The sequence below is a fragment of the Streptomyces sp. CB00316 genome (assembly GCF_001905595.1).
Classification (GTDB): domain Bacteria; phylum Actinomycetota; class Actinomycetes; order Streptomycetales; family Streptomycetaceae; genus Streptomyces.
This window is the reverse complement of record NZ_LIXI01000002.1, coordinates 764660-785168: the sequence shown is the minus strand read 5'-3', so window position 1 is coordinate 785168 and position 20509 is coordinate 764660. Positions and strand designations below refer to the sequence as shown.

At 71.1% G+C, this 20509-nt stretch carries 18 protein-coding genes and 2 pseudogenes; 14 read left to right on the top strand and 6 right to left on the bottom strand.

What is annotated here, in order from left to right:
* The first annotated feature begins 548 nt into the window (after positions 1-548).
* Together AMK21_RS07595 and AMK21_RS07590 are read left to right on the top strand one after the other, a co-directional pair.
* The gene (locus AMK21_RS07595) at positions 549-1394 is read left to right on the top strand and encodes a sigma factor-like helix-turn-helix DNA-binding protein (RefSeq protein ID WP_107429877.1); all 846 of its coding nucleotides are present in this window, start codon (positions 549-551) and stop codon (positions 1392-1394) included.
* A 2-nt stretch (positions 1395-1396) separates the two neighbouring features.
* Positions 1397-2203, top strand: a complete 807-nt coding sequence (locus tag AMK21_RS07590; protein WP_073875380.1) for a protein phosphatase 2C domain-containing protein — start codon at positions 1397-1399, stop codon at positions 2201-2203.
* A gap of 280 nt (positions 2204-2483) precedes the next feature.
* On the opposite strand, the pseudogene AMK21_RS07585 reads toward AMK21_RS07590, so the two are convergent.
* Positions 2484-2799 (bottom strand): annotated as a pseudogene (locus AMK21_RS07585) (methyltransferase); the annotation flags it as partial.
* Between the two features lie 674 nt (positions 2800-3473).
* On the opposite strand from AMK21_RS07585, the gene AMK21_RS35320 reads away from it, so the two are divergent.
* The 5 genes from AMK21_RS35320 to AMK21_RS36825 all read left to right on the top strand — a co-directional run bounded on the left by AMK21_RS35320 (position 3474) and on the right by AMK21_RS36825 (position 7208).
* Complete coding sequence (locus tag AMK21_RS35320) at positions 3474-3638, top strand: hypothetical protein (RefSeq protein WP_199863122.1); 165 nt, start codon at positions 3474-3476, stop codon at positions 3636-3638.
* A 19-nt stretch (positions 3639-3657) separates the two neighbouring features.
* The gene (locus tag AMK21_RS07580) at positions 3658-3951 is read left to right on the top strand and encodes a Dabb family protein (protein WP_030562785.1); all 294 of its coding nucleotides are present in this window, start codon (positions 3658-3660) and stop codon (positions 3949-3951) included.
* 211 nt (positions 3952-4162) lie between these two features.
* Positions 4163-5074: an RNA polymerase sigma factor SigF gene (locus AMK21_RS07575; RefSeq protein WP_073875378.1), complete on the top strand. Its 912-nt coding sequence runs from the start codon at positions 4163-4165 to the stop codon at positions 5072-5074.
* Positions 5075-5308: 234 nt separating this feature from the next.
* Positions 5309-6175: an RNA polymerase sigma factor SigF gene (locus AMK21_RS07570; RefSeq protein WP_018513654.1), complete on the top strand. Its 867-nt coding sequence runs from the start codon at positions 5309-5311 to the stop codon at positions 6173-6175.
* A 790-nt stretch (positions 6176-6965) separates the two neighbouring features.
* Complete coding sequence (locus AMK21_RS36825) at positions 6966-7208, top strand: hypothetical protein (protein ID WP_308340472.1); 243 nt, start codon at positions 6966-6968, stop codon at positions 7206-7208.
* A gap of 164 nt (positions 7209-7372) precedes the next feature.
* On the opposite strand, the gene AMK21_RS07560 is transcribed toward AMK21_RS36825, so the two are convergent.
* The gene (locus AMK21_RS07560; protein ID WP_018513656.1) at positions 7373-7588 is read right to left on the bottom strand and encodes a hypothetical protein; all 216 of its coding nucleotides are present in this window, start codon (positions 7586-7588) and stop codon (positions 7373-7375) included.
* A 225-nt stretch (positions 7589-7813) separates the two neighbouring features.
* On the opposite strand from AMK21_RS07560, the gene AMK21_RS07555 reads away from it, so the two are divergent.
* The 5 genes from AMK21_RS07555 (at position 7814) to AMK21_RS07535 (ending at position 13428) form a co-directional block, all read left to right on the top strand.
* Positions 7814-8326, top strand: coding sequence for a MarR family winged helix-turn-helix transcriptional regulator (locus tag AMK21_RS07555; protein WP_073875374.1), 513 nt, complete (start codon positions 7814-7816; stop codon positions 8324-8326).
* 31 nt (positions 8327-8357) lie between these two features.
* Entirely contained in the window at positions 8358-10859 is a 2502-nt protein-coding gene (locus AMK21_RS07550) for an MFS transporter (RefSeq protein WP_073875372.1), read from the top strand.
* 248 nt (positions 10860-11107) lie between these two features.
* Positions 11108-11923 (top strand): YceI family protein, encoded by an 816-nt coding sequence (locus AMK21_RS07545; RefSeq protein ID WP_073875368.1) that lies wholly within the window; start codon positions 11108-11110, stop codon positions 11921-11923.
* An 81-nt stretch (positions 11924-12004) separates the two neighbouring features.
* A complete protein-coding gene (locus AMK21_RS07540) occupies positions 12005-12475 on the top strand; it encodes a PPOX class F420-dependent oxidoreductase (protein ID WP_073875366.1) in 471 nt (156 codons plus the stop codon).
* 5 nt (positions 12476-12480) lie between these two features.
* A complete protein-coding gene (locus AMK21_RS07535) occupies positions 12481-13428 on the top strand; it encodes a D-2-hydroxyacid dehydrogenase (protein WP_073875363.1) in 948 nt (315 codons plus the stop codon).
* Here AMK21_RS07535 and AMK21_RS07530 read toward each other — a convergent pair.
* Positions 13422-14207 (bottom strand): TetR/AcrR family transcriptional regulator, encoded by a 786-nt coding sequence (locus AMK21_RS07530; protein WP_073875361.1) that lies wholly within the window; start codon positions 14205-14207, stop codon positions 13422-13424. The genes AMK21_RS07535 and AMK21_RS07530 overlap by 7 nt on opposite strands.
* A 154-nt stretch (positions 14208-14361) precedes the next feature.
* Entirely contained in the window at positions 14362-15882 is a 1521-nt protein-coding gene (locus AMK21_RS07525; protein WP_073875359.1) for an MFS transporter, read from the bottom strand.
* Between the two features lie 156 nt (positions 15883-16038).
* On the opposite strand from AMK21_RS07525, the gene AMK21_RS07520 reads away from it, so the two are divergent.
* Together AMK21_RS07520 and AMK21_RS35825 are read left to right on the top strand one after the other, a co-directional pair.
* Positions 16039-16893 carry an endonuclease/exonuclease/phosphatase family protein gene (locus AMK21_RS07520; protein WP_073875357.1) on the top strand — a complete coding sequence of 285 codons (855 nt, stop codon included), beginning with the start codon at positions 16039-16041 and terminating at the stop codon, positions 16891-16893.
* A gap of 17 nt (positions 16894-16910) precedes the next feature.
* Positions 16911-17042, top strand: a pseudogene (locus AMK21_RS35825) (serine hydrolase); the annotation flags it as partial.
* A 41-nt stretch (positions 17043-17083) separates the two neighbouring features.
* Here AMK21_RS35825 and AMK21_RS07515 read toward each other — a convergent pair.
* Positions 17084-19171, bottom strand: coding sequence for a glycosyltransferase family 39 protein (locus AMK21_RS07515; RefSeq protein WP_073875355.1), 2088 nt, complete (start codon positions 19169-19171; stop codon positions 17084-17086).
* Positions 19168-20502 (bottom strand): bifunctional glycosyltransferase family 2/GtrA family protein, encoded by a 1335-nt coding sequence (locus AMK21_RS07510; RefSeq protein WP_199863121.1) that lies wholly within the window; start codon positions 20500-20502, stop codon positions 19168-19170. Before AMK21_RS07510 ends, AMK21_RS07515 begins: the two co-directional genes overlap by 4 nt.
* Positions 20503-20509 lie beyond the last annotated feature (7 nt).

The window sequence follows — 20509 nt, the reverse complement described above, 5'->3', positions numbered from 1 at the left end:
TCCTCTCTGACAGGAACGGCTCACCACGAACCCCCGGAGTTCCAGCTCCGGGGGTTCTCGCCGTTGGAACCAGCAATCCGGCTCCCCTCAGCCCCGCCCGTACGACCCCAGAGGGCCGGACGGGCGGAGGAGGCAACCGGCCGCAGCATGAGCTGCGGAGGGTGGGGCGCCATCTCTCTGCCTGGCGCTCAGCAGGGCAGCTCACTGCGGGTGGCACCAAGGTGTTCTCCAGGGCCGCAGGATCGTGCGTACCGCGCCGACGCGCCGTACCACTGCCGACGGCACACCCGGCCGCCACGGGGGCGAGGGCTCTCACCTCGCCTCAGTTCACTGTTCAGTTCTCAAGAACCGGACGCTTCCTTCGGACCCGCTTCACGGGGCCCTCCGGACGTTCTTGCAGCTCAAACCACGGATCGATCACCCCCAAAGAGCCTGCCTAGGGGGGGTTTCCAAACCGCTTGATAGGTACCGTAGGCAAACCCAACGCGGCGCGCAACCCCCTCTCGCGGTACAGTTCGATAGCCCCCCTAGGCGAGGAGTGGAGAACCGTGGACAAGGACATGACGCGGGTCACTGAGATTGCGCAGCCCGTAGCGCGGGCCAAGGCCGCAATCGACCTGATGGGGACCTATCAGTCGTGGGTACTGGAGCTGTCCCGAGTAAGGCGCGAAGCCATCGAAGAGGCTCAAGCGGCCGGCATGACACAAGCAGAGATCGCAAAAGAGCTGGGCGTGTCCCGAGGCCGCGTGGGACAGCTAGCGTCCGCCGGCCCCCCGCCGGAACGTGCCTTCTTCGGCACGGACCGGGTGACCATCTCTTTGGGCGGAAAGTACGAGGCCGGCAAGGGGCCCGACCAGAAGCCGAGCGAGGTTGTCACCAGGGAAGACCTCAACAACTTCGAGCATCTCCGAGGGATGCTCGCCGGCATGAAGCTCGATGCCGGGTACGAGGTGATCCCTCCTTCCGGCATCGTGAACTTGAACCGCGAGAACCACATCGTGGTCTGCGGGCCACGGCTGTCCCCCATCGTTGCCCAGGTGCTAGAGGGGGATGACAACCTGCGCTTCGAGAAGGACACGGCCTGGCACCTGGTCGACCGCAAGGCAGGCACCGAGTACCGGTCACCAATGGACGAGGACGGCTCAGCAGGCGACTTCGGATACCTGGGTCGGCTCCCTCGTCTCGATGGGCGCGGCACCTTCCTGTACATCGCGGGTGTCCACGCCATTGGGGCCAACGGGGTCGTTCACTACCTGCAACACAACCTGGCTGAGCTGTACCGAGAGGTTCGCACTCGCCGATTTTCGACCTTGATCTCTTGCCGCTACGACCCCAAGACCCTTGAGGTGCTCGAAAGCCGCAGGGTCACTCCGCTGTACCGACACGAGAGCTGATCATGCGCGTATCCATTGACACACTCCCGGGCGGAACCAACCCGAATGAAGACTGGGTGGCGGGCACGCCTTCGCTGGCGATCGTCCTTGACGGGCTGAGTACCGCCGGTCTCAGCACAGGTTGCAGCCACGGAGTCCCGTGGTACGTCGCACATCTCGGGGGGCAGTTGCTCGCGTCTCTCGCGGAACCAGACCAGTCGCTCTCCGACGGCCTGGCTGAAGCCCTAGAACGAGTCGCCCACCTCCACCCTCGGTGCGACCTGAAGAACCCGGGCACCCCGTCTGCCACCGTGGCCGTTCTACGCCGCAGGCATGAAGTGCTCGATCACCTAGTGCTAGCGGACTCCCCCATCGTCCTCGCGGCGGATGGAGACTTCACGGTGCTAACCGATCTACGCGTCGACTCCGTACTCCCGGAGATGCGAGCCGAAGTGGAGCAGCACGAGACCCACACACCGGGGCACCGAGAGGCGCTGCAACGTTTCGTCCTCGCGCAGCGGCAGGTCCGGAACACCGCCGACGGCTACTGGGTGGCGGCCGGGGACTCACGAGCGGCTGCGCACGCCCAGGCGGGCAGCACCCCGCTCAAGGAGGTCCGCGACGCAGCGGTCATGTCGGACGGGGTGTCACGCCTCGTCACGGAGTACCAGACAGCGAGCTGGGACGACGTCTTCACCACCCTCAGAACCAAGGGCCCCCGCCGCCTGATCCAGGACGTGCGGGATACCGAGGCGACAGACCCCACCGGGCGGCGGTGGCCCCGGTACAAGTCAGGGGACGATGCCGCTGTGGCCTACTGCCAGTGGTGAAGCGGCCGTCTCAGTTTCCGTCTCGTTCACCTACGTACGGGGCCGTTCGCGGCTGGTTGCGCCCCCTAGCGATCCGAGCCGGAGACCCTGCGGCGAACGGCCGTGAACGCTCGCGGACGAACCGCCGACAGAGATGAACAGACCTCGAAAGCGAGTGTGGCGTAACCCGTCACCGTGGGTTCAAATCCCACCGCTACCGCTTGAAGAAGGGGCGCCCGACTGATCTCAGTCGGACGCCCCTTCTGGCATGCGCCCCACGTATCTGCGGCCATGGCGGCGGTTACCGCCTGCTGGATCGGATGACCTCGCGCGGTTCCCTCAGCCACACCTGCTGTCCCCGGTCGGTCACGGTGAGCCCGAACTGTTCGGCGTCGGGCCGCCCGACGGTCTCGTACTCCCACCAGGCCTGCTCGATCTCTTCCCACAGGAACCCGGGCCCGTACTGCCACACCTCCCCCCGTGGCAGCCGTCGCGGCGCCTCCGTCCTCGCAGGTCGCCCAGACCTGGACACCTTCCGGGGTGTCCTGGTGGATGAGCCGCACGCCGGGCAGCCGCGCCCCGGCATACAGGGCGAACCCGAGGTCCAGGAGCCGGGCGCATTGCTGCGGCGGTCCCCCTCAGAACCGTGCGTGCCGCTTCCACGGCACACGGCTCAAGCGAGTCCTACTGGCTTGAGGAAAGGCGATGCACGCAGGTGTGGTTGAGGCTTCTGCTCCAGTCTTTCCCACAGACCCCGATCAACCCCACCGAGACCACCGAGACCACCGACATCAAGACACGCATGACCAACCTCCGCGGCCTGCTCAGAACCGTCTGAGGCGGATGGCCACGGATCCCCTGGGTGGCAGTGCCCGGCAGAGTGCGTGCATCGAGGGGCGGTGCAGATCATCGAGCCCGGGTCACCAACGTGGGCGGAGTGAGGTCGGGGGAAGCGGCGTCAGGGGGACAGGCCGCTTCCCCCGATGAGAACAGGACCTCCGGGGCGGCCGTCGCGGTCAGGGGGGAAGTCGCGCGGCGGCGACCCCGCGGTGAGGCCTGTTCCGGCCCTCCGGTTCCTGCCAGGGCCGGAGGACTCGCGTCCATCCTGCCGCCGGGGCGCAGAAGCCGTACGGGTGGGCAAAAAGGCCTCGATGGGCAGGGCCTAGGTCCTCAAAGGGCGCATCAGTGATCGCAAGCAGCCCCCGGATACGGCCATACGTGCGGATACAATCTGCCGATCGCACGCCAGGTCCAGGCGGCGTCCGGCGGGATCTACGGGGAGGCAAGGGCAGTGGCGCAAGCGAAGAAGATCGCGCTCTACATATTGGTGGTCTTCGTGCTGTACTCGATCATCACCACCCCGAAACGGTCCACCGAGCTCGTAGGGGTGGCGTTCGAAGGCGTCTCCAGCGCTGCTCAGAGCGTCGGCGACTTCATGACCGAACTGGTGAATTAGCGAAACAGTAGGGGTACTGATGATCCGCCACCTGGTCCTGTTCAAGCTGAACGAAGGCGTCGAGCGGGACGATCCGCGCGTCGTCGCCGGGGACCGCGCCTTCCGGGAGCTGGAGGGGCAGGTTCCGGAGCTGGAGTTCTGGGAGTGCGCCTGGAACATCACCGACCGGCCGATCGCGTACGACTACGCCATCAACTCCGCCGTCGCCGACGAGGCCGCCCTCAAGCGCTACATCGAGCACCCGGCCCACCAGGCCGCCGCGGGCCAGTGGCGCGAATTCGCCACTTGGGTGATCGCGGACTATCCCTTCTGATCCCCTCCCGATCCTTCCCGCGTGCAGATGTCGGACCCGTTCCGACCGACCCCTCGCCGTTCAGGCGAGGGGTTTCTTCATCCCTTTTAAACCTTTATGACCTCAACACGGCATTTTGCGGTGCTTGCACACAGTGGACATGTCTTGTGATGCTATGACCGCTTTTGACGGATGAGTTGACCGTAGTTGACCGCGAAGGGGTGGCGTCACCGTGCCGGCCAGTACAGCGCCTCAAGTGCCTCCCCAGTCCGTCCAGCCGCCCCAGGGCGCCCCTCAGGCCGCCCCTCAGGGCGCCCAGGCCGCTCCTGCCGGGGAGATCCAGACCGAGACCCCGGACCCCACCACCCCGCCCGCCAGGACCCGCGGGGCGGACACCAGGGCCCTCACCCAGGTCCTCTTCGGGCAGCTCAAGAACCTGGAACCCGGCACCCCGGAACACGGCCGCGTCCGGGCCGCCCTCATCGAGGCGAACCTCCCCCTCGTCCGGTACGCCGCCGCGCGCTTCCGCAGCCGCAACGAGCCGATGGAGGACGTCGTCCAGGTCGGCACCATCGGCCTGATCAACGCGATCGACCGCTTCGACCCGGAACGCGGCGTCCAGTTCCCCACGTTCGCGATGCCCACCGTCGTCGGCGAGATCAAGCGCTACTTCCGCGACAACGTCCGCACCGTCCACGTCCCCCGCCGGCTGCACGAGCTCTGGGTCCAGGTCACCGGCGCCACCGAGGACCTGACGACCGCTCACGGGCGCTCCCCCACCACCGCCGAGATCGCCGAGCGGCTGAAGATCTCCGAGGACGAGGTGCTCGCCTGCATCGAGGCGGGGCGCTCGTACCACGCGACCTCCCTGGAGGCGGCCCAGGAGGGCGACGGGCTGCCCGGGCTGCTCGACCGGCTCGGCTACGAGGACCCCGCGCTCGCCGGTGTCGAGCACCGCGACCTCGTACGCCACCTCCTCGTCCAGCTTCCCGAGCGCGAACAGCGCATCCTCCTCCTGCGCTACTACAGCAACTTGACCCAGTCTCAGATCAGCGCCGAGTTGGGCGTCTCCCAGATGCATGTGTCAAGGCTTCTGGCCAGAAGCTTCGCCCGACTGAGGTCCGCAAACAGGATCGAGGCGTAACCGGAACGGGTAGACCTTCCAGAGACCGTTCCTGACGGCATAAAAGCCCTACACCCCCTGTTTCCAGGGCGGATTCAGCGCTGACTTGTCGACAAGTCACTACAGCGCGTTGCCGACATGTGACATTCTGCTCGAAGCGCGTTTGCCGCAGCCCCGCCTCCGGTATTCAGGTGGGGGCTGCGTTCCTCCGATGGTCGCGGCCACCGCGACCGTCCGCGACCTCAAGGGGGTGGCATGTCCGCAGAACAGGGCAGCTCGAAGGTGCTCACGCTCACGAAGAGCGTGCCGGCACCCGCCGTGCTCACCAGCTCGCCGGAAGCCATCGACACCCGTACTCTGTCCCGCTCCCTGTTCCTGCGGCTCGCCGCGCTCGGCCCCGCCTCGGGTCCCGAGGGAACGGACAGTCCGGAGCGGACCTACGTGCGGGACACACTCATCGAGCTCAACCTCCCGCTGGTGCGTTACGCCGCGGCGCGGTTCCGGAGCCGCAACGAACCGATGGAGGACATCGTCCAGGTCGGCACGATCGGCCTGATCAAGGCGATCGACCGGTTCGACTGCGAACGGGGCGTGGAGTTCCCGACGTTCGCGATGCCGACCGTCGTCGGGGAGATCAAGCGCTTCTTCCGCGACACCTCCTGGTCCGTACGGGTGCCCCGGCGCCTCCAGGAGCTGCGGCTCGCGCTGACGAAGACCAGCGACGAGCTGGCCCAGAGGCTCGACCGCTCCCCGACCGTGCCGGAGCTCGCCAAGGCGCTCGGGGTCTCCGAGGAGGACGTGGTCGACGGCCTGGCCGTCGGCAACGCGTACACCGCCTCCTCGCTCGACTCCCCCTCGCCCGAGGACGACGGTGGCGAGGGCTCCCTCGCCGACCGCCTCGGCTACGAGGACGCGGCGCTGGAGGGCGTCGAGTACCGCGAGTCGCTGAAGCCCCTGCTGGCCAAGCTCGCCCCGCGCGAGCGCCAGATCATCATGCTGCGGTTCTTCGCCAACATGACCCAGTCGCAGATCGGCGAGGAGGTCGGCATCTCCCAGATGCACGTCTCCCGGCTGCTCACCCGCACCCTCGCCCAGCTCAGGGAAGGGCTCATCTCCGACTGAGCCGTGAGGGATGAGTCGTGAGTGGTACGTCGCGCATCGTGAGCCGTGCACGAGGGTTCTGATTTGACGGGCCGTCAGACACACTGGCGCGATGCGACGTCAGACTCGTCAGTCATGCGGACCCACCGGCCGCCGAGGCACCGTGATCGCCGCCTCGGCGGCCGCGCTGTGTCTGGCCGGCGGCCTCCTGACCGGCTGCGGGGGCGGCCCCGGGGAGGGTTACGCGGCGGTGGGCGCGGCCGGTGGCGGGCCCGAGCGGTCCGCGGGCGGGGCCTGGGGGCGCCCAGGGCCCTCGGGGAAGGTGACGCTGGTCCCGTTGGACGGCAGCGGTACGGAGAGGGGTGGGGGGCCAGGTGCCGGCCGGTCCCCGGCTGCCTCCTCACCGCCCGCCGGAGGCTCCGGGGGCCCTGACGCCGTCGACGGGCCTACGGGAGGTCCCTCGGCTCGGCTCCCGGGCCCCGGGCCGGGAGGGGCCGATCGGAGCGGGAGCGGAGCGCGTACGGGAGCGCCTGGCGGGTCCGGAGCAGGGGCCGCCGGGCCCGGGGCAGGGGCCCGGCCCGGGAAGCCCGCGCAGCCCGCCCCGCCCGGGAAGCCCGCGCAGCCGCCCAAGTCGTCCGAGCCCGCCGAGCCCCCCACCCCCAGCAGCGGGTCCAAGCCCGGCGCCGGAGGCGGGACGACCAGCCCGCGGCCCAGCCCTCCGCCCGGCAGTCCCGCCCCGCCCCCGGCCCCCGCCGCGCTGACGCTGAGCGCACCGCAGCGTGCGCCGGCGGACAAGCGGTGGTGCGAGAAGGTGACCGTGGAGTTCCGCAACACCGGCGGCACCCCGGCCCGTTCCGGGACCGTCACCTTCGCCACACACGTCATCGGGGCCCTGGGCGTCGACTGGGCCACGATCAGGTCCAGCCAGTCGCTGCCGACGCCCATCGCGGCCGGGGCGACGCGCTCGGAGACGTACACCGTGTGCGTGGAGTCCTGGCGCGTGCCCCCGGGGATGCGCGTCGAGACCCAGGACGTCTCCGCTGCGTGGGAGTGAACCTAGACCACACAGCCGAAAACGCCCGTGGGGCGAGCAGCGGGCACGCGGGCGCGGTCCGCCGTCCTCCTCACGGGCGTTCAGGTCGTCATGCCTCGTTGTACGTCGTCGTACCTCGTCGTGCGTCGCCGTAGGTCGTCGTACGTCGTTCAGTGGTCGGTGCGTCAGCCCAGTGCGAGCCACGCCACCGCGCCGAGGACGACGACGACCGCGACGACCGCCGCGATCACCCCGACTCTCGGCCCGGACGAGGTCGCGGCCGGCTGCGCCCGGCGCTGCGGCTCGCCCTCGTCGACGAAGGCGCGGAACATCTGCGTGCTGCCCGCCGGATCAGGGGTGCCCTCGGGGCCCGGCTGAGGGGCGTGGGGGTTGTGTGCCATGGGGCAGGACCCTAGCGAACTCGGGCCTTCCACCCAACCCCCGGGCCACCCGACACCCCGCCCGACCAGCGGCGGAGCGCGGGGAGAACGGGCTTGACCCGGACCCTACGGAGGCTTTTGCGTTCCTTTACTTCTGCAAGCCCCTTTTCGTTTGCCTGTAGCAACCAACGGCTTCTATGGTTGCCCTAAGCAACAACATAGGCATCAGTGCGTTGGGGGGTACCGGTGGCCGCACGGAGTCGGTACGAGGAACTGGCCCGCCAGCTCAGCGCGGTGGGGGCCGTCAAGCGCGGGCTCGCCCGCGCGCTGCCCCCCGCGTGCCCCGGCGGCTCCGCCGCCGTGCTGACGCTCCTGGACCGGCACGGCGAGATGCGGATCAGCAGACTCGCCGAGCTGATGGCCGTGGACCTCTCGGTGACCAGTCGCCACGTGGGCCATGTGGCCCAGCACGGCTGGATCGAGCGGTCCCCGGACCCGGCGGACAAGCGGTCCCGCATCCTGCGGCTGACCCCCGGCGGTCACGCGCAGCTCGACGAGCTGACGCGGCGGACCACCGAGATGTTCGCCCGCAATCTCGCCGACTGGTCCGACGAGGACGTCGGCCGGCTCAACGCGCTGCTGTCCCGGCTGCGCGACAGCTTCGCCTGTCGCGGACCCGGTGGCTGTGCCCCCGGAAGCCATTCCGGCGAGTGCCGGAACGGGCTCGGCGACGACGCGTACACCCGTACACCTGTGTAACAGAAGCAAATACGCACGGATAAGGAACTCAATGGCTACGACCACACCGACCGGTGTGCGGGGCGGCCACGCCAAGCACGGAGGCCACAGCGGCCCCGGCGCCTCCGACGGCACGCCGATGACACACCGGCAGATCATGGAGGCGCTGACCGGGCTGCTGCTCGGCATGTTCGTCGCGATCCTGTCGTCGACGGTCGTCTCCAACGCCCTCCCCGAGATCATCTCCGACCTCGGCGGCGGGCAGAGCGCCTACACCTGGGTCGTCACGGCCTCGCTGCTGGCCATGACCGCCACCACCCCGCTCTGGGGCAAGCTCTCGGACCTGTTCAGCAAGAAGCTGCTGGTCCAGATAGCCCTGATCATCTACGTCCTCGGATCGGTCGTCGCCGGTCTGTCGACCAGCAGCGGCATGCTCATCGCCTGCCGCGTCGTCCAGGGCATCGGCGTCGGCGGTCTCTCCGCCCTCGCGCAGATCGTGATGGCCGCGATGATCGCCCCGCGCGAGCGCGGCCGCTACAGCGGCTACCTGGGCGCGGTCTTCGCCGTCGCCACCGTCGGCGGCCCGCTCCTCGGCGGCGTCATCACCGACACCAGCTGGATGGGCTGGCGCTGGTGCTTCTACGTGGGCGTGCCGTTCGCGATCATCGCCCTCATCGTGCTCCAGAAGACCCTGAAGCTCCCGGTCGTCAAGCGCGAGGGTGTCAAGGTCGACTGGTCCGGCGCGTTCTTCATCAGCGCCGCCGTCTCGCTGCTGCTGGTCTGGGTGACCTTCGCCGGTGACAAGTACGACTGGCTGTCGTGGCAGACGTACGTGATGGTCGCGGGCTCGGTCCTGCTCGGCCTGATCTTCGTCCTCATCGAGTCGCGGGCCGCCGAGCCGATCATCCCGCTGCGCCTCTTCCGCAACCGCACCATCACGCTGGCCTCGATCGCGTCGCTGTTCGTCGGCATCGCGATGTTCGCGGGCACGATCTTCTTCAGCCAGTACTTCCAGCTCGCGCGCGGCAAGTCGCCGACGATGTCCGGCGTCATGACGATCCCGATGATCGCGGGCCTCTTCCTCTCCTCGACCGTCTCCGGTCAGGTCATCACCAAGACCGGGCGCTGGAAGGCCTGGCTGGTCACCGGTGGCTTCCTGGTCACGGCGGGGCTCGGTCTGCTGGGCACGATCCGGTACGACACCGAGTACTGGCACGTCGCGATCTACATGTTCGTCATGGGTCTCGGCATCGGCATGATGATGCAGAACCTGGTTCTCGCGACGCAGAACCAGGTCGCTCCCGAGGACCTCGGTTCCGCGAGCTCCGTCGTCACCTTCTTCCGGTCCCTCGGCGGCGCGATCGGCGTCTCGGCGCTCGGCGCCGTCCTGGGCAACCGCGTCACGCAGTACGTCAAGGACGGCCTCGCCGACCTCGGACCCGAGGGCGCCAAGCTCGGCCACAGCGGCATCGGCGGCGGGGGCATCCCCGACCTGGACAAGCTGCCCGAGCCGTTCCGCGTGGTCATGGAGGCCGCGTACGGGCACGGTGTCGGCGACGTCTTCCTGTACGCCGCCCCGTGCGCCCTGGTCGCCTTCATCGTGACGCTCTTCATCAAGGAGGTCGCTCTGAAGACCAGCGCCGGGAACGACGGCCCGCAGGCGGGGACCGCTCCCGCGGAAACGGAGGTTCCGGCCGCCGTCGGCGCCACCGCACTCGTCTCCGAGGGCGCGGCCAAGGTCACCTCCGTCGACACGGCCGATGCCGTCACCTCGTACGAGACCGTCCAGGGCACGCCCGTACAGGGTGTCGTGCGCGGCGCCGAAGGGGCTCCGGTCGCCCGTGCGGCCGTCACCCTGATCTCGCTGGGCGGCCGTCAGCTGGGGCGTTCCGTCGCGCGGGGAGACGGCGGCTACACGCTGGACGCGCCGGGCTCCGGCAGCTACGTCCTGATCGCCTCCGCCGACGGTTTCCAGCCGCAGGCGTCGACGGTGGTCGTCGGCGAGGAGCCGCTGGCCTTCGACATCCTGCTCTCCGGTACGAGCGGACTGGCCGGAACCGTACGGGCCGCCGAGTCCGGTACGCCGGTGGACGGCGCGATGGTCATCGTCACCGACGTACGGGGCGACGTCCTGGCCACCGGGACGTCAGGCCAGGCCGGGGAGTTCGCGTTCGGCGAGTTGGTCCCGGGCCCCGTGACCGTCGCGGTCAACGCCGCCGGGTTCCGCCCGCTGGCGCTGCCGGTGGAGGTCGGCGGCCAGGGCGTCACCCGCGTCGAGGCCGCGCTGCGGGCCGGTGCGCTGGTGCGGGGCGTCGTACGGGCCGGGTCCGCCCGGAGCCCGCTGGCCGACGCCCGGGTCACGCTGATCGACGCGGCGGGCAACGTGGTCGCCACCGCGACGACCGGCGAGGACGGCGCGTACGCCTTCACCGACCTGGACGCGGGCGAGTACTCGGTCATCGCGACCGGCTACCCGCCGGTGGCGGGCGCGCTGACGGTGACCGGTACGGGCGTCGACGGGCACGACATCGAGCTCGCCCACCCGGGTGAGTGACAGCGCGCCGCGGAATTGTTCCCTTCCGTACGTTCACGCGTGCACCTGTAGGGACACGCGTGAACAAGCAAGTACGTGAAGGGATCGCGAAGACCCCTGGTCGGACGGCACTTCCAGCGGAGAGGCTGTCGCGACCGGGCGGAAACGGGCCCCGGTGGCGGGTACGGCAGGCAGGGGACGGCCTGTCGTGCCCGCCCCGGGGCCCGACTCATGTGACCCAGGGTCATGGAGCTAGGAGAGAGATACGGATGGGACTTCGCGCACAGGTACGGACGCGGGACGGCTGGGCGGTCCAGCACGCCGTCGTGACGGTCACCGACATGACCGGCACCCAGGTGCTGCGCGCCGCGGCCGACGAGGACGGGGCCGTCCGCACGGACGGGTCCCTGCCGGCCGGCGCGTACACGGTGATCGTCACGGCGGTCGGGTACGCCCCCGCCGCCTCCACCGCCCTCGTCACGGCGAGCGGCCGGATCGAGGGCGGGCAGATCGTGCTGGCCCGCCAGGGCGGGGTCCAGCTCCCGCCACCGGGCGCCTGGTCGCTGGACCCGGCCCACTCCTCGGTCGGCGCGGTCGCCCAGCACCTGGGGATCTCCAGCGTGCACGGCCGGTTCACCGACTTCGGCGGCCGGATCGCGATCGCCGAGGACGTCTCCCGGTCCCGGGTCGACGCGATGATCGGCGCGGCCAGCATCGACACCGGCAACGGCATGCGGGACAAGCACCTGCGCTCGCCCGACTTCCTCGACGTGGACCGCTACCCGGAGATCACCTACCGCTCCACCGGCCTCGCCCCGGCCGGCCCCGACCGTTGGACGGTCCACGGCGAGCTGACCATGCACGGCGTCTCCCGCGCGGTCGACCTGGACCTGACCTATCTCGGCACCGGACCCGACCCGTGGGGCGGGGTGCGCGCCGCCTTCCACGCCACGGCCGAGCTGCGCCGCGACGAGTTCGCGATGAACTACAACCAGGTCGTCCAGGCGGGCATCTCCGCCATCGGGACCACCCTGCGCGTGGAGCTGGACATCCAGGCGGTACAGGGCGAGGCACCGCCCGGATAGCGGCAGGAGCGTGGCTCGCTGCCGCCAGGAGCGTGGTTCGCTGCCGCGGTCGGGCGTACGACCGGTCGTAAAGTGGTGCCCATGGCTCCCGACATCGCGACCAACACCGCCGTGGACCTCGATGAGTTGCTGGCCTTCGTACGGCCCCGGCACCGGGCGATCCTGCTGACCGCCCGGGCCGACGGCCGTCCCCAGGGCTCCCCGCTGACCTGCGGGGTCGACGACGCGGGCCGGATCGTCATGTCGACGTACCCGGAGCGCGCCAAGACCCGCAACGCCAGGCGCGACGAGCGGGTCAGCGTGATCGTCCTCTCCGACGCGTGGGACGGGCCGTGGGTGCAGGTCGACGGTGTGGCGGAGGTGCTCGACGCCCCGGAGTCCGTGGAGCCGCTCGTCGAGTACTTCCGGAACATCTCCGGCGAGCACCCGGACTGGGACGAGTACCGGGCCGCCATGGTGAAGCAGGGCAAGTCGGTCATCCGGGTCACCCCGGAACGCTGGGGGCCCGTCGCCACCGGCGGCTTCCCGGCGCATCTGGCGCCGGGCACGTGATACGGGTGGCGCCCGGACCGGAGCTCCTCGCGCGGGCGCGGCTGCTGGTCGCGCCCGAGCTGAGCGCTTCTCTCGTACGGGAGTTGGAGCGGATCACCGGTCGCGGCGCCGAGCCCCTGGGGGACGGGGAGGCGGCCGGCGGTCCTCTCCTCTGTGTGGGGGCCGCGCTGCCTGACGCGCTGCGTACCGACCGGCTGCTCTGGTTCCACAGCGTCAACGCCGGTACGGATCCCCTGCTCGCCGCCGGGCCCTGGCCCGCCGGGGCGCTGCTGACCCGGACCGTGGGGCGGATGGGCGAGCGGATCGCCCAGTACGTCCTGGGCTGGGTGCTCGCCGAGTGCCAGAACGTCCCCGAGTACGCCGCCCAGCACGCCCGGGCCGAGTGGCGCCGCCTGCCCTCCGAGCTGGTCGCCGGGCAGACCGCCCTCGTCTACGGCACCGGGCGGATCGGCGGGGCCGTCGCCGGGCTGCTGCGCGGCTGTGGTGTGCGCACGGTGGGCGTGGCCCGCACCGCGCGGACCGGGCCGCCTCCGCCGGGCTTCGACCGAGTGGTCGGGGCGGACGAGGACGCGGGCGAGTTGGCGGGCGCCCGGTGGGTGGTGGCCGCCCTGCCGTCGACCGGGGCCACGGAGGGCTTCTTCGGGGCGGGCCGGTTCGCGGCGGTGCGGGGGGCGACGTTCGTGAACGTGGGGCGGGGCGCGACGGTGGATCTGGAGGCGCTGGAGGCCGCGCTGCGGGGCGGTGGGGTGCGGCGCGCGGTGCTGGACGTGCTGCCCGAGGAGCCGGCCGCACCCGGCGATCCGGTCTGGCGGCTGCCCCGTACGGTCATCACCTCGCACTCCGCGGGGATCACCGCCGACGAGGACGTGGCCAGGGACTTCGCCGCCTGCTGGGAGGCCGTGCGGAAGGGCCGGCGCCCCGGGCTGACCGTGGACGTGGAGCGCGGCTACTGAGCGGCGGTCGTCGGGGAGCCCGTCCGCGCGCACATCGCCTCGATGCCCGCGATCAGCAGGTCCAGCGCGAAGACGAAGTCCCGCTCGCGCATCTCCTCGACCGTGTCGCCGCCCCGGGCCGCCATCAGGTCGTCGGAGGCCTCGACGACCCTCCGCAGGTGCGGCTGGGCCCGGATCGTGCCCATCGCATGCCGGTGGTACGCGTCCTGGGTGAGCCCCGTCGCGTCGCACCGCGCCTTGAAGTTGCCCTCGACGGTGCCGAATCCGTACACGAACTGGAAGACCGCCGCGAGCGCGCCCGTCTGCCGTTCCAGAGGCAGGCCGGTGGCCCGGATGACGTCCATGACGGCGGACGAGAACAGCACCGAGTTCGGGCCGATGTTGAGGAAGGTCCCGGCCAGGGGGGAGATCCAGATGTGGCGGACGATCAGTTCGCGGTAACTGCGGGCGAGCTCGCGCAGCCGCTCCGGCCAGTCGGTGTCCTCGCGGGGCGGGGCGATCTCCGCGTAGACCGAGTCGAGCGCGAGCTCCAGGAGGTCGTCCTTGGTGTCGACGTACCAGTAGAGGGACATCGCGGTGACGTCCAGTTCGGCGGCGAGCCGGCGCATGGAGAACTTGGCGAGGCCCTCGGCGTCCAGCAGCCGCACCGACGCCTCGGTGATCCTGTTCAGATCCAGGCCCGTCGGGGACTCGGTCCTGCGGGTCCGCGAAGGGGTCCGTCGGTCGAGCCACACACTGGTCCGCGCGGGGTTCTTCTCACGGTCGGACGCGGACACCATGGCGCACTCTCCTCGTCTTGCGGGGACCACCACCGCCTGTGCGGTCCTGCCCTGCCCTGTCCTGTACTGCCCCGCGCCGCCGTGTCCTACCCTGCGCTGCGGAAGGGCCGACGTACCGGACGCCTACGGTCCGCAATGTGCGCCCCCTCCGATGCTATGCCGCCGCCTCCGGCTTCCCGGCCGCCGCCTCCGCCCGTTCGGCCCGGCGCAGCAGCATCGCCGCGAGCAGACCGCCCGCCAGCACCGCGACCGCGCCGACCAGCTGGCTGGTCTCCAGGCCGGAGGCGAACGCGTCCCTGATCGTCGCGCGCTCCCCCGGGCCGTCGGCGGCGGCCAGAGCGGCCGGCAGCGACGCGGCCCCGACGGCGGCCGGTACGAGGGCGGCGAACCGGATGTTCAGGACCGCGCCGAGCACCGCGACGCCGAGCCCGTATCCGAACTCCGCGAGCGTGCCGTTGACCCCGGCGCCCACCCCGGCCTTCTCCGGGGGGATGGCGCTCATGATGGCGTTGGCCATCGCGGGCATCGCGAGGGCGATCCCCGCGCCCATCACGACCAGGCCGAGCAGCATCCCGGTGTACCCGTCGCGCCCGAGCACCGCGATGGCCGCGAGACCTGCCGCCAGGCAGCTCATGCCCGCCGCGATCGTGGCGGGCGTCCCCATCCTCGGGACGAGCCGGGCGCCCAGGCCGGTCAGGTTGAGGGCGACCACGGTGAGCGCCATCGGCGCCGTACGCAGACCCGCCTCCAGCGGCCCGTACCCGAGAACGAACTGAAGGTGCTGCGTGAGCAGAAAGAGGGAGCCTCCCATGCCGAAGGCAACCAGGACCGCGCCCGCCACCGCGCCGATGAACTTCTGGTTCCGGAAGAAGTGCATGTCGAGCATGGGGTGCGGGATGTGCAGCTCCCACAGGACGAACCCGGCGAGCACGGCGACCCCGAAGAACGCCATGAGCAGCACCCGGCCCGACGTCCAGCCGTGTTCGGGCCCGGAGATGATCGCGAACACGAGCGCGGTCATCCCGACCGTGGAGAGCAGCGCGCCGAGCAGGTCGGGCCGCTCCCCGCGCGGGTTCTTGAACTCCGGTACGAGCCGGACGACGGCGACCAGGCCGATCACGGCGACCGGGATGTTGATGAGGAAGATCGCGCCCCACCAGAAGTGGTCGAGCACCACCCCGCCGACGAGCGGCCCCGCCGCGAAGCCGAGGGAGTTGACGGTCGACCAGAGGCCGATCGCCTTGACCCGCTCGGAGTCGTCGAAGATCTGGACGACGACGGCGAGGGTGGTGGTGATCAGCAGCGCGCCCCCGACCCCCATGCCGGCCCGGGCCGCGATGAGCTGGCCGGAGGACTGGGCGAGACCGGCGGCCAGCGAGCCGATGCCGAACAGGGCGAGGCCCACGACCAGCATCTTCTTGCGCCCGTAGCGGTCGGCGGAGCTGCCCGCGGTGAGCAGCAGACCGGACTGGACGAGCGAGTAGGCGTTGATCATCCACTGCACGTCGGCGGTGGAGGCGTCCAGCTCCGTGGTGAGGGAAGGGATGGCGACGTTGAGGACGGTGTTGTCGAGCAGCACGGTGAGCTGGGCGAGACAGATGACGCCGAGGATCAGCCAGCGCTGCGGGTGCCCATGGGGGGCGAGGTCGGGTCGCGGTGCGGCGGGCGCCGTCATGCGGGCTCCTGGGTCTCCGGCGCGGCTTGCGGCCTTGACGGATCGATGAGTTCTACGGTGTAGAGGACGTGCGCGTTGTACACCGTAGGGCAGTCCCTGTACGGCGTACAACTCGATTACGGCCTGTGCGCCGCCATCCCTGCTGACTGGAGAGCCATGTCACCGCGTCGCCGCATCCGTATCCGCATCCCTCACCTGCTCCTCACCGCGGCCCTGCTGGGCGCGTCACCCGGAGCGCCCCCTGCCGCCGCCGCGGCCTCCCCAGGCGTGCCACTGCGGGTCGCCACGTACAACATCCACGCCGGTGCGGGCATGGACAACGCGTTCGACCTCGACCGGCAGGCGACCGAACTGCGCGCGATCATGGCCGATGTGATCGGCCTTCAGGAGGCCGACCGGCACTGGGGGCCCCGCAGCGAGTGGCGCGACCTCGCGGGAGAGCTGGCCGAGCGGCTGGGCATGTACGTGTACTTCGCGCCGATCTACAGCCTGGACCCCACCGAACCGGGCGGGCCGCGGGCGGAGTACGGGGTGGCGGTGCTGTCCCGGTACCGGATCGTGAGCGCCGAGAACCACGAGATCACCCGTCTGTCGACCCAGAATCCCGACCCGGTCCCGGCCCCGGCCCCGGGGTTCGGCGAGGTCGTCGTACGGGTGAAGGGGAGGCCCGTGCACGTGTATGTGACCCACCTCGACTACCGCCCGGACCCCGCCGTACGCGTCGCCCAGGTCGCCGACACCCGGCGGATCATGGCCGAGGACCGGGGCCCGAAGATCCTGCTCGGCGACCTCAACGCGGAACCCGGGGCCCCGGAGCTGGCCCCGCTGTGGGAGGAGCTGACGGACGCCGATCCGGGGGCGCCGACCTTCCCGGCGCAGGACCCGGTCAAGCGGATCGACTACGTGGCGGTGTCGAAGGGGGCCGCCCAGGTGCGGCGCGCGTGGGTACCGGAGAGCGCGGCCTCGGACCACCGGGCGGTCGTGGCGGATCTGGTGCTGCGGGGGCGGTGAGGCGCCGGTGCGGCGAGGGCGGCTCCGGCACCACCGCCCACGTCATCCCGTCCACGGGGACGGTCGCCGTCCTGCTCACCCAGGTGGAGCCGGCCGGACCGGTCGCACCCCAGGTGATGCGGGACTTCCGGACGTACGCGGCCGGGTTCCGAACCGGTCCCGACCACCCGACCGCGTACGCCCTCCGCCGTCAGCCGACCGGCTGCGTCAGGTCGTGGAAGGTGGCACTGCCGACGGTGACCTCGGTGAAGTTCTCCGTCACCCAGGAGGAGATCTGGGACGAGGTCTGGTTGCCGCCGCCCATGCCTCCGCCGCCCGTTCCGCCCGAGACGAAGTAGTGGATCTTCCCTTCCGCCACGTACTTCTTGAACTGGGCGAGCGTCGGGGACGGGTCGCTGCCGTTGAACCCGCCGATGGCCATCACCGGGTCCCCGGCGGCGAGCTGGTAGCCGGCCGCGTTCTGCGCGCCGACGGCCGCCGCGGTCCAGGTGTAGGCGTCCGCGTCCTTCTCCAGGAGCGCCTTCGCCTCGGCGGAGACGGACGTGCCGTTGAGCAGCCCGCCCATACCGCCGCCTCCGCCGCCCCTCATAGCCTCGCCGAAGCCCGTGCCGGTGCCTTCGCGGGTCACTCCGCCAGGCATGGTGGGCATTCCTCCGGGCACGTTGTTCGGCTGACCACCCTGGGCCTGCCCTTGACCGGGGGCCTGCCCGCCCGGGGGCTGCGTCCCCCCGCGCTGCCCACCGTCGTCACCGCCACCAGGGCCCCCTGGACCGCCCCGGCCACCACCCCCAGGTCCGCCCATACCGCCCCCGCCCGACGGCCCGGCGGTCACGATCGACCCCTGGTGGCCGGAGTTCAGGGTGTTGAGGGTGTACGCCGCCGGCCCCGCGAGCGACGCCGCGAAGCTCAGCCCCACCACCGCGAGGACCAGCCCCCGCCCGCCGAACCGCCCCGCGACCAGCAGTCCGGCCGCACCCACCAGCCCGCCCACGAGGACCGTCCACCGCAGCCACGGCAGGTACTCCGGGGTGCGGCCCAACAGGACGTACGCCCAGATCACCGTCGTAGCGACGGTCCCCGCGAGCACCGCCCTCGGCCACCAGGCAGCCCGCTCCTCCCACAGCACCGCCACCCCCATGGCGACGAGCGCCGCGATGTAGGGGGCGAGGGCCACCGTGTAGTACTGGTGGAAGATCCCCGCCATGAAGCTGAACACCGCAGCCGTCATGACCAGCGCCCCGCCCCACGCCAGGAACGCGGCCCGTGCGGAATCGGTCCGTCCGGCCTTACGGGTCAGCCAGAGACCGGCCACGAGCAGGATCAGCGCGGCGGGCAGCAGCCAGGCGATCTGGCCACCGACCTCGGAGTTGAACATCCGCCCGACCCCGGTCTCGCCCCAGCCACCGCCACCGCGGCCACCGCCACCGACGCTCCCGGTCTCCTCGCCGTTCAGCCGACCGAGCCCGTTGTAGCCGAAGGTCAGCTCCAGGAACGAGTTGTTCTGCGAGCCGCCGACGTACGGCCGCGACGACGCGGGCATCAGCTCCACGATCGCCACCCACCAACCACCGGCGACGACCATCGTCAGTGCGGAGAGGGCGAGTTGGCCGAGCCGCCTCCGTACGGGAACGGGGGCGCACACCGCGTACAGCACGGCAAGCGGCGGCAGGATCAGGAACGCCTGGAGGGTCTTCGTCAGGAACGCGAGCCCCACCGCCGCCCCCGCCCACAGCAGCCACGTCGTCCGCCCCTGCTCCAGCGCCCGCAGCACGCACCACACGGTGACGGTCATCAGCAGGGCGAGCAGCGCGTCCGGGTTGTTGAAGCGGAACATCAGCGCGGCGACCGGCGTCAGCGCGAACACGCCGACCGCGATCAGCCCGGCGACCGGCCCGAAGCGACGGCGTACGGCGGTGTTGAGCACGGCCGCCGTGGCCACGCCCATCAGGACCTGCGGGGCCAGGATCGCCCAGGAGGTGAGCCCGAAGAGCCGTACCGACAGGGCCATCGGCCAGAGGGCGGCCGGGGGCTTGTCGACGGTGATGGCGTTGGCGGAGTCCAGCGAGCCGAAGAAGAGCGCCTTCCAGCTCTGGCTGCCCGCCTGTACGGCGGCGGAGTAGAAGGAGTTGGCGTAACCGGAGGCGCTGAGGTTGTAGAAGTACGCGAGGCCGACGGCCAGGAGGAGCCCGTACAGCGCGGGTCGTGCCCAGCGGGGGCCGCCGGCGCGTTCGGGCGGCGCGGGCACCGGGATCGGGGGTGCGACGGCGGTCGTGGTCATCGGACGTCCTCGGGGTCAGGGCAGGCGCGGGCCGGGAAGACCCAGGCGCGCAGGAGCAGGAAGCGCAGCACGGTGGCCGCTAGGTTGGCGGTGATCAGGACGGCCAGCTCGGTGCCGTGCGACGGCGAGCCGGTGGCCGCGCCGAGCGCCGCGAGGGAGCCGCTGGTCAGGGCGAGGCCGATCGCGAACACGACGAGGCCCTGGGCCTGATGGCGTACGGCTCCGCCTCGGCCGCGTACGCCGAAGGTGAGCCTCCGGTTGGCGGCGGTGTTGGCGACGGCGGAGACGAGGAGCGCGCCGCCGTTGGCGAGCTGCGGGCCGACGCCGAGCCGGAAGAGGGAGTAGAGGGCCAGGTAGAACAGGGTGGACAGGGCCCCGACCACGCAGAACCCGACGAGTTGGCGGGCCAGCCCGCGCGGCACCCCGGTCAGCGCCCGGTCGCGCGGGTCGTCGCCGAAGGGCCGGGCCAGCCGGTCCAGCGGCAGCGCGCCCACGGCGAGCGCGCGCCCCACCCGCCACACCCCTTTCAGGTCCTCGGTGGCCGTCCGCACGATGTGGACGGTCGAGTCGGGGTCGTCGATCCAGTCGACGGGCACCTCGTGGATGCGCAGCCCGGCCCGTTCGGCGAGAACCAGCAGCTCGGTGTCGAAGAACCAGCCGCTGTCCTCCACCATCGGCAGCAGCCGCTCGGCCACCTCGCTCCGGATCGCCTTGAATCCGCACTGGGCGTCGCTGAATCCGGCGGCGAGGGAGGAGCGCAGGATGAGGTTGTAGGCGCGCGAGATGAACTCCCGCTTCGACCCGCGCACCACCCGCGCACTCCGGGCGAGCCGCGAGCCGATGGCCAGGTCGGAGTGGCCGGAGATCAGCGGGGCGACCAGGGGGAGCAGGGCGTTCAGGTCGGTGGAGAGGTCGACGTCCATGTAGGCGAGGACCGGGGCGTCGGAGTCCGACCACACCGTACGCAGCGCCCGCCCGCGCCCCTTCTCCTCCAGCCGTACGTACCGAACACCCCGCAGCTCGGCCGCGAGCGCCGCCGCGACGGCGGGCGTGGCGTCGGTGCTGGCGTTGTCGGCGACGGTGACGCGGAAGGCGTACGGGAAGGTGCGCGACAGGTGGTCGTGGAGGCGCAGGACGCAGGGGCGGAGGTCCTTCTCCTCGTTGTAGACGGGGACGACGACGTCGAGGACGGGGACGGCGGAGGGGGCGGCGGCCGGGCCGGCGGGGAGGTGCTCCCTGACCGGCAGGCGGCCGCCGCCGCTGTCCCCGCGGTTCCCGCTGCTGCGGCCGTCGGCGCCGGGGCCGCTCCGGAGGCTGTCGGTGGTGGTCATGGCTCCG

Excerpts from the sequence above, each read along its gene's own strand:
- AMK21_RS07560 (WP_018513656.1), bottom strand. The coding sequence starts at position 7,588 with ATGGCACACAACCCCCACGCCCCTCAGCCGGGCCCCGAGGGCACCCCT.
- AMK21_RS07515 (WP_073875355.1), bottom strand. The coding sequence starts at position 19,171 with ATGACCACGACCGCCGTCGCACCCCCGATCCCGGTGCCCGCGCCGCCC.
- AMK21_RS07545 (WP_073875368.1), top strand. The coding sequence starts at position 11,108 with ATGGGACTTCGCGCACAGGTACGGACGCGGGACGGCTGGGCGGTCCAG.
- AMK21_RS07590 (WP_073875380.1), top strand. The coding sequence starts at position 1,397 with ATGCGCGTATCCATTGACACACTCCCGGGCGGAACCAACCCGAATGAA.
- AMK21_RS07510 (WP_199863121.1), bottom strand. The coding sequence starts at position 20,502 with ATGACCACCACCGACAGCCTCCGGAGCGGCCCCGGCGCCGACGGCCGC.
- AMK21_RS07580 (WP_030562785.1), top strand. The coding sequence starts at position 3,658 with ATGATCCGCCACCTGGTCCTGTTCAAGCTGAACGAAGGCGTCGAGCGG.
- AMK21_RS07530 (WP_073875361.1), bottom strand. The coding sequence starts at position 14,207 with ATGGTGTCCGCGTCCGACCGTGAGAAGAACCCCGCGCGGACCAGTGTG.
- AMK21_RS07525 (WP_073875359.1), bottom strand. The coding sequence starts at position 15,882 with ATGACGGCGCCCGCCGCACCGCGACCCGACCTCGCCCCCCATGGGCAC.
- AMK21_RS07570 (WP_018513654.1), top strand. The coding sequence starts at position 5,309 with ATGTCCGCAGAACAGGGCAGCTCGAAGGTGCTCACGCTCACGAAGAGC.
- AMK21_RS07520 (WP_073875357.1), top strand. The coding sequence starts at position 16,039 with ATGTCACCGCGTCGCCGCATCCGTATCCGCATCCCTCACCTGCTCCTC.
- AMK21_RS07540 (WP_073875366.1), top strand. The coding sequence starts at position 12,005 with ATGGCTCCCGACATCGCGACCAACACCGCCGTGGACCTCGATGAGTTG.
- AMK21_RS07550 (WP_073875372.1), top strand. The coding sequence starts at position 8,358 with ATGGCTACGACCACACCGACCGGTGTGCGGGGCGGCCACGCCAAGCAC.